The sequence below is a fragment of the Stenotrophomonas sp. STEN009 genome (assembly GCF_056760395.1).
Genome location: NZ_JBRRES010000030.1, coordinates 47,431 through 54,737, shown reverse-complemented (window position 1 = coordinate 54,737; position 7,307 = coordinate 47,431). Strand labels below are relative to the sequence as shown.

The window sequence follows — 7,307 nt, the reverse complement described above, 5'->3', positions numbered from 1 at the left end:
TCTTTTCCCCTCCTCCCCCCGCCCCCCTGCCCACCTTCGGGGGGGCGGGGGGGGGGTTGGGGGGGGGGGGGGGGGGGGGGGCGCCGCCCCCCCCCGGCCCCCCCGCGGGGGCGGCGCGCCCCCCCCCCCGGCGAACCCTATGCCTCAACCCTTCATCGTGCCCGTATCGAGCCACCGCTGGTGCCAGGACAACGCTTCCGGCAGCAGGTGCGGGGTGTGCTTGCCATAGCTCTCACGGCTGGCGCGGTCGAAGTAGTCCTGCAGCTGCGGGCGGAAATCCGGGTGCGCGCAGCGGTCGATCAGCACCTGCGCACGCTTGCGCGGGGTCAGGCCGCGCAGATCGGCCAGGCCCTGCTCGGTGACGATCACCGAGACGTCGTGTTCGGTGTGGTCGACGTGGCTGGCCATCGGCACGATCGCCGAGATGGTGCCGTTCTTCGCCGTGGACGGGCTGAGGAACGCCGACAGGAACCCGTTGCGGGCAAAGTCACCAGAGCCGCCGATGCCGTTCATGATCCGCGTGCCCATCACGTGCGTCGAATTGACGTTGCCGTACAGGTCCACCTCGATCATGCCGTTCATGCCGATGCAGCCCAGCCGGCGCACGAGCTCGGGATGGTTGGAGATTTCCTGCGTGCGCATGATGATGCGCTCGCGGTAGAAGTCGATGTTCTCCTTGAACGTCTCGTTGGCCTGCGGGCTCAGCGCGAAGCCCGTGCACGAGGCATAGCTCAGCACGCCGTCGCGCAGCAGGTCGAGCATGCCGTCCTGGATCACCTCGGTGAACGCGGCCAGATCACGGAAACCACTCCTGGCCAGGCCTGCCAGCACCGCATTGGGAATGTTGCCCACGCCAGACTGCAGCGGCAGCAGGTTCGGCGGCAGCCGGCCGTGCTTCACTTCGTGCTTGAGGAAGTCGATCAGGTGCGCGGCGATCTGCTCGCTGGTCGCATCGATGGGGCTGAACGGGCTGTTGCGGTCCGGGCCGTTGGTGCGGACCACCGCCACGATCTTGTCCGGGTCGCAGCGCAGCGCGGTATCGCCGATGCGGTCGTTGGCGTTGACCAGTGGAATCGGCTTGCGATGCGGCGGCAGTGCGGTGCCGTAGTAGATGTCATGCATGCCATCGACGCCGGCCGGCTGCCACTCGTTGACCTCGACGATCACCTTCTTCGCCAGGTCCAGCCAGGTCTTGTTGTTGCCGACCGAGGTGGACGGCACCAGCGAGCCGTCCTCGCGGATGGCCGAGACTTCCACCACGGCGGTGTCGATCTCGCCGTAGAAGCCGAACCAGACGTGCTGGGCGACGTGGCTGAGGTGGATGTCGATGTAATCCAGCTTGCCTTCATTGATGCGGTTGCGCGCGTCCGGGTCGCTCTGGAAGGGCATGCGCATGGCGATGCCATCGGCCTTGGCCAGCGCACCGTCCAGCTCCGGCGCGGTGGAGGCGCCGGTCATCAGCTTGATCTGGAAGGGCTGGCCCTGGGCATGCACCGCTTCGATGCGGCGCGCCAGTTCCACGGGGACGGCCTTGGGATAGCCCGAGCCGGTAAACCCGCTCATGGCCACGGTTTCACCCGGCTGGATCAGCGCGGCTGCGGCCTCGGCGGAGACCACGCGGTCGCGGAGACGCGCGTTGGCGATGCGATCAACAGACATGACGACAGTGTTTCTGGGGGGAGCCTCGATTATCGGCCATCCCCCGGCGTACGGGGGGGGCTACCTTCGTGGAATGGCTTTTCGCGGGCGGGGCTATCCATACCCGCCGGTTCTGTTTTGCAGTGCAGCGTGCAAAGTCCTTTCGCAGCCCGCAGGATGGCCCTGCATCCCGACGTGGGGGAGGGAGCAGAGCCCGCTGGCAGTTCGCTGCAAGCGGGCTTTTTTATTGCCCGCTGCCCAGGATGAATGCGCGCGATGGACGGCGGCGCAGCGACTTCCCGCCGTTGGCAAAGGCGCCCGGCGCCGCGAGAATCAACGCATGACCTTCGCCCCCGCCGAACTGCCCGCCGCGCTGCAGCCCCTGGTTGATCGTGCCCTGTCGCGCCTGGCCCAGGTGGTTCCGGAACCGATTCCGGCCGACCTGCGGCCCCTGCTGACCCACCTGGCCATCGCCAGTGACTTCGCTCTGGACACGCTGGTGCGGCAGCCCGGCCTGTTGTCGCAACTGGCCCAGCCGGGGTGCCCGCCGTTGCCGACGCCGGTGCTCGACCCGGTGCAGCCCGGTGAATGGCCGGCGCAGCTGCGGCGTTGGCGTGCGGCGATGTCGACCCGCCTGGTCTGGCGCGATCTGGCCGGGTTGGATGACGTGGCGCAGACCCTGGCCGGCGCCACCGCCCTGGCCGAAGACTGCCTGCGGCTGGCGCTGGACGCCCTGCAGCAGGAATTCGCGCAGCGCCACGGCGTGATCCGTGATGACGTGGGCCGCGTCGAGCAACTTGTCGTATTTGGCCTGGGCAAGCTCGGCGGTGGCGAACTCAACTTCAGCTCCGACATCGACCTGGTCTACGCCTACCCGCAGGGCGGTGAATCGGACGGACCGCGTCCGCTGGCCGCCGAAGAATACTTCGCGCGGCTCGGCCAGCGCCTGGCCAAGCTGCTGGATGAAACCACCGTCGATGGCTTCAGCCACCGCGTCGACCTGCGCCTGCGCCCGTTTGGCAGTGCCGGCCGCGTTGCGCTGTCGTTCGCTGCGATGGACCAGTACTTCCAGCGGGAGGGCCGCGACTGGGAGCGCTACGCCTGGTTGAAGGCACGTGCCGTGGCCGGTGATATCGCCGCCGGTGAGGCGTGGCTGCAGACGCTGCGCCCGTTCGTCTATCGACGCTATCTGGACTTCACCGCGCTGGACGGACTGCGCGAGATGAAGGCTGCGATCACGGCTGAAGTCGCCCGCCGCGAACTGCATGAAGACATCAAACGCGGTGCAGGTGGTATCCGCGAAATCGAATTCCTGTGCCAGGCACTGCAGCTGATCCGTGGCGGCCGCGAACCGGCCCTGCGTGAACGTCGCCTGCTGGTGGCGCTGCAGGCGCTGGTGGCGGCGGGCCAGATCGCGCCCGAAGACGGCGCATCGCTGGAGCAGGCCTACCTGTTCCTGCGCCGCCTGGAGAACCGGCTGCAGATGCTGCGCGATGCGCAGACGCATGTGCTGCCCAGCGATGCGATCGACCGCGAGCGCATCGCCCTGGGCCTGGGTTACCCCGACTGGGAAGCGCTGCGCGCTGCACTGGCCGTGCAGCAGCAGCGGGTCAGCACCGAGTTCGCTGCGTTGCTGGCACCGCGCAAGGGCCAGGCGGCGCCGGACGCGCTGGCCAACTACTGGCGCAGCCTGCCGGGTGGCAGTGACGCGCCGTTGCTGGCCGAAGCCGGTTTCCTCGATGCGAACGGCGCCGATCAGTCGCTGCGCGATTTCGCGCAGAGCACCGGCGTGAAGTCGCTGTCCGACGCCGCGCGCGCGCGGCTGGACCGCGTGCTGCCGGCGCTGCTGCACGCCGCCACGCGCTCGCCGCAACCGGATGCCGCACTGAAGCGCGTACTCGGCCTGCTGCAGGCGGTGCTGCGCCGGACCAGTTATCTGGCCCTGCTGGACGAACAGCCCAGTGCGCTGGCGCGGCTGGTGGATGTGCTGGCGCGCAGCGCGCTGCTGGCCGAGCGCCTGGCGGCCTATCCGTTGCTGCTGGACGAACTGCTGGACGTGCGCGTGTCCGGCCCGATGCCGGATGCGGCCGGCATGCTGGCCGAATGCCAGCAGGCGCTGACGGTCGAAGACCCGGAAGCCGCGTTGCGCTGGCTCAACGAAACCCGGCTGGCCCTGAGTTTCCGCATGGCGATGGCCACGCTGGACGGCCGCCAGGGCGCGGTCGACAGCACCCGCCAACTGGCCGAGCTGGCGCAGGCGGTGGTGGTCACGGTGCTGGCCATGGCCGAGTCCGACATGCAGGCCGCGCACGGCGGCATTCCCGGTGGGCGCTTTGCGATCATCGGCTATGGCAGCCTGGGGGGCCTCGAACTCGGCTTCGGTTCCGATCTGGACCTGGTGTTCCTGCACGATCATCCGGCGGGCGTGGAGGCCAGCGATGGCGCGCGCGCGCTGGAGCCGGGACGCTGGTACGCGCGGCTGGCACAGAAGGTGATGGCCCTGCTCGGTGCGGTCACCGCCGCCGGTCGGCTGTACGACATCGACGTGCGCCTGCGGCCGGACGGCGGCAAAGGCTCGCTGGTCTCGTCCCTGGCCAGTTACACCGAATACCAGCGCGAACGCGCGTGGACCTGGGAGCATCAGGCGCTGGTGCGTGCGCGCGGCGTGGCCGGTGATGCCAGCCTGCTGGCCGACTTCGAGCAGGTGCGTGCGCAGACCCTGGGCCGTGCACGCGACCCCGCCACCCTCTATGCCGATGTGCTGAAGATGCGAGGGCGCATGCGCACCGAACTGGACCGCAGCGATGCCGCGCGCATCGACCTGAAGCAGGGCGCCGGTGGCGTGGTGGACCTGGAGTTCCTGCTGCAGACCGGTGTGCTCGAGCGCAGTGCACAGGTACCGGCGCTGCTGTCACCCCGCGATACGCCGTCGTTGATCGATGCATTGGCCGCAGCGGAATTCCTGCCGGTCGCCACCGCGCAGGCACTGCACGCTGCGCATGCCACTCTGCTGGATGTGGGCCTGGCCTGCACGCTGGACCGTCGCCCGCGGCTGGCACCGACCACACCGGCCATCGAAGCGGCCTGCGCAGCAATCAGTGCGGCCTGCCGGGCGGCCGGCCTGCCGTTCGGCTGATCGGCGGCGAGGCCGCCGGGCATGGCCCGGCGCTACCCGAACAGGCGCGCTGCGCCATGCCGGCGTCATCCAAACAAACGCAGCGGTAGCGCCGGGCCATGCCCGGCGGAATCACCGCGCGCTTTCCGCGCGCAGCGGCGCCATCTTCCACAGCAGCGCGCGGAACGGCGCCAGCAGGCACACGCCGATGGCCAGCTTCACGGCCAGATCGCCTGCCGCCCAGCTCACCCACGGCAGGCTGGAACCGGCAAAGGCGATCGACCAGAAGATCGTGGTGTCCACCGTCGCGCTGCAGGTGGTGGCTACCATCGGCGCACGCCACCAGCTGCCCCGGCGCAGGCGGTCGAATACGGTGATGTCCAGCAGCTGCGCCACGATGAAGGCCGAGCACGATGCGATGGCGATGCGCGGCGTCGCCACCCAGACCGACAACAGCACCGCCACCGCGAAACCGATCCAGGCCACGCGCCGGGCCGGTCCCGGGCCGAAGCGGCGGTTGATCAGATTGCTCACCAGGAACGCGACGGGATAGCTGAACGCACCCCAGGTCAGCCAGTCGTTGATCGGGTACTGCACCAGCACGTTCGACAGCAGCACCACCGCGCCCATCGCCAGCACGGCCAGCACCAGGGCGCGCGGGGTCAGCGGGGCAAAAACGGGGGCAGGACGCACGGACATGGCGAGCCAGGAGGACAAGGGGAATCGCCCATTATCCGCCCGGCCAAAGGCAAATCCAAAACCACCCGTTCAGGAACACACCAGCCGTCAACGGTGGGGCGTTACCCCAATGCCAGCCGCGCCCTGACCTCGGCGGCGATGCGCGCGGTTTCGCGCAGTGGTTCGATGCGGTCGTACTGCCAGTCCAGCCAGCGTTTCTGCAATCGCCCGCGCTCGTGCAGCTGCTGCTGGAAGCGGGCGAGGCGTCCCTGCGCGGTCTCCGCCAGCGCCACCATCACCGGCATGCGCGTGGCGCAGGCTTCAGAGAGCAGGTTCACCGAATCGGGCGATACCACCACCCGGTTGGCCCAGCCGAGCAGGCCGCCATACGGATTCACCCCGTCGCCGCCGTCGCCCCAGATCACGTGCGGCAGGTCGGCGAAGGTCGCGCGCAGGATCTCGGCCAGTGCCGGCGGGGTGCGTCGCGAGGTGGTGGCCAGCAGGCTGCCGCCTTCGCTGCGGATCTGCGCGGCCAGGGCGCGGAACACACCGACCATCGCCGTTTCGTCCCACGGCGCCAGCGGCGTCGGGCCGCCCACCAGCAGTGCAGTGCGCGGACCGGGCAGGGTGCTGAAGCCGGCGAACGCGGCCCGTCCCCAGGCCAGCCAGTCGTCATCGACCGGGTTGAGGCTGCCGATCAAGGTCAGCACATTGCTGCCGCGCAGGCGATCATGCTCGGGTACCACCACCACGTCCCAATGCCTGGCGCCGATGCGCGGGTCGAGGATCTGCACCACCTGCGTGCCGCGGGCGCGCAGCACGCGCAGCGCACCGGCGGCCTGGCGGCCACAGCCGATCGCCAGCGCAGGGGGCTCGGCAGCCAGTGCCGCGAACGCATCGCCGTAGCCGTTGGCATCCCCGGGCAGGCGCCGCGGGGTGACCCAGCGCCAGGGCGCCCGAGGCTGTAGTACCACGGGTCGATAGGTGCCCTGGCGCAGCGCCGAGGCCAGCGCGACCGCTTGGCGGACATTGCCTGCACGGCCATCGGTGACCGTCCACGGTGCGCTCGATCGTTTCACCATTGGCATTAATTCGTTTCAGCCCTGCTGGGTGTTGCAACAGTCGCGACACTCTACACTGCGGCTGGTCGTTTCGCCCCGCGTTGCCCGCGGGCACTGACTCCCCTTCGCCGCCCTGGAGATGCACCGATGTCCCACGCGCTTGACGCCGCCGCACTGGATCAGCTGTTCCGCACCGCCCGCACCCAGAATGCCTTCCTCGACACCCCGGTCGACGACAGCCTGCTGCAGGAACTGTACGAGCTGGTGAAGTGGGGCCCAACCGCGGCCAACGCCAGCCCGGCGCGCTTCGTGTTCGTGAAGTCGGCCGAAGCCAAGGCCAAGCTGGCCCCCGCGCTGTCCGAAGGCAACCATGACAAGACCATGGCCGCACCGGTCACCGTCATCATCGGTTTCGACCTGGATTTCCACGAGAAGCTGCCGTACCTGTTCCCGCACGCCGACGCCAAGTCCTGGTTCGACGGCCCGCAGGAAGGCCGCCACGAGGCCGCCATCCGCAACGGCAGCCTGCAGGGCGCCTACCTGATCCTGGCCGCGCGCGCGCTGGGCCTGGATGCCGGCCCGATGTCCGGCTTCGACCCGGCCAAGGTCGATGAAGCCTTCTTCGCCGGCACCAGCATCAAGTCGAATTTCCTGGTCAACCTGGGGTACGGTGACCCGGCGGGCCTGTTCCCGCGCCTGCCGCGTCTGTCGTTCGACGAAGCGGCGCGCATCGCGTAAGTCGCTGTATCGGTTTCGGGCCCGCCGGTTGCGGCGGGCCATTGCTGCACCCTGTACCCACCCTACGATCCGGAGAG

The 7,307-nt window shown here is 69.3% G+C and carries 5 protein-coding genes; 2 read left to right on the top strand and 3 right to left on the bottom strand.

The genetic code is table 11. The annotated features are described in order from the left end of the window. Positions 1-144: 144 nt before the first annotated feature. Positions 145-1,659: an acetyl-CoA hydrolase/transferase family protein gene (locus tag ACVOMM_RS14225; RefSeq protein ID WP_128988074.1), complete on the bottom strand. Its 1,515-nt coding sequence runs from the start codon at positions 1,657-1,659 to the stop codon at positions 145-147. Between the two features lie 319 nt (positions 1,660-1,978). Here ACVOMM_RS14225 and glnE point away from each other — a divergent pair, with 319 nt between their 5' ends. Then, positions 1,979-4,774 (top strand): bifunctional [glutamate--ammonia ligase]-adenylyl-L-tyrosine phosphorylase/[glutamate--ammonia-ligase] adenylyltransferase, encoded by a 2,796-nt coding sequence (gene glnE, locus ACVOMM_RS14220; protein WP_481526409.1) that lies wholly within the window; start codon positions 1,979-1,981, stop codon positions 4,772-4,774. A gap of 111 nt (positions 4,775-4,885) precedes the next feature. On the opposite strand, the gene ACVOMM_RS14215 is transcribed toward glnE, so the two are convergent. Further along, positions 4,886-5,452 (bottom strand): queuosine precursor transporter, encoded by a 567-nt coding sequence (locus ACVOMM_RS14215; RefSeq protein WP_053520117.1) that lies wholly within the window; start codon positions 5,450-5,452, stop codon positions 4,886-4,888. Between the two features lie 101 nt (positions 5,453-5,553). Next, entirely contained in the window at positions 5,554-6,513 is a 960-nt protein-coding gene (locus ACVOMM_RS14210; RefSeq protein WP_460256218.1) for a mitochondrial fission ELM1 family protein, read from the bottom strand. Between the two features lie 126 nt (positions 6,514-6,639). Between ACVOMM_RS14210 and ACVOMM_RS14205 the strand changes: the two genes are divergently transcribed. After that, the gene (locus ACVOMM_RS14205) at positions 6,640-7,230 is read left to right on the top strand and encodes a malonic semialdehyde reductase (protein ID WP_053520115.1); all 591 of its coding nucleotides are present in this window, start codon (positions 6,640-6,642) and stop codon (positions 7,228-7,230) included. Positions 7,231-7,307: the final 77 nt, after the last annotated feature.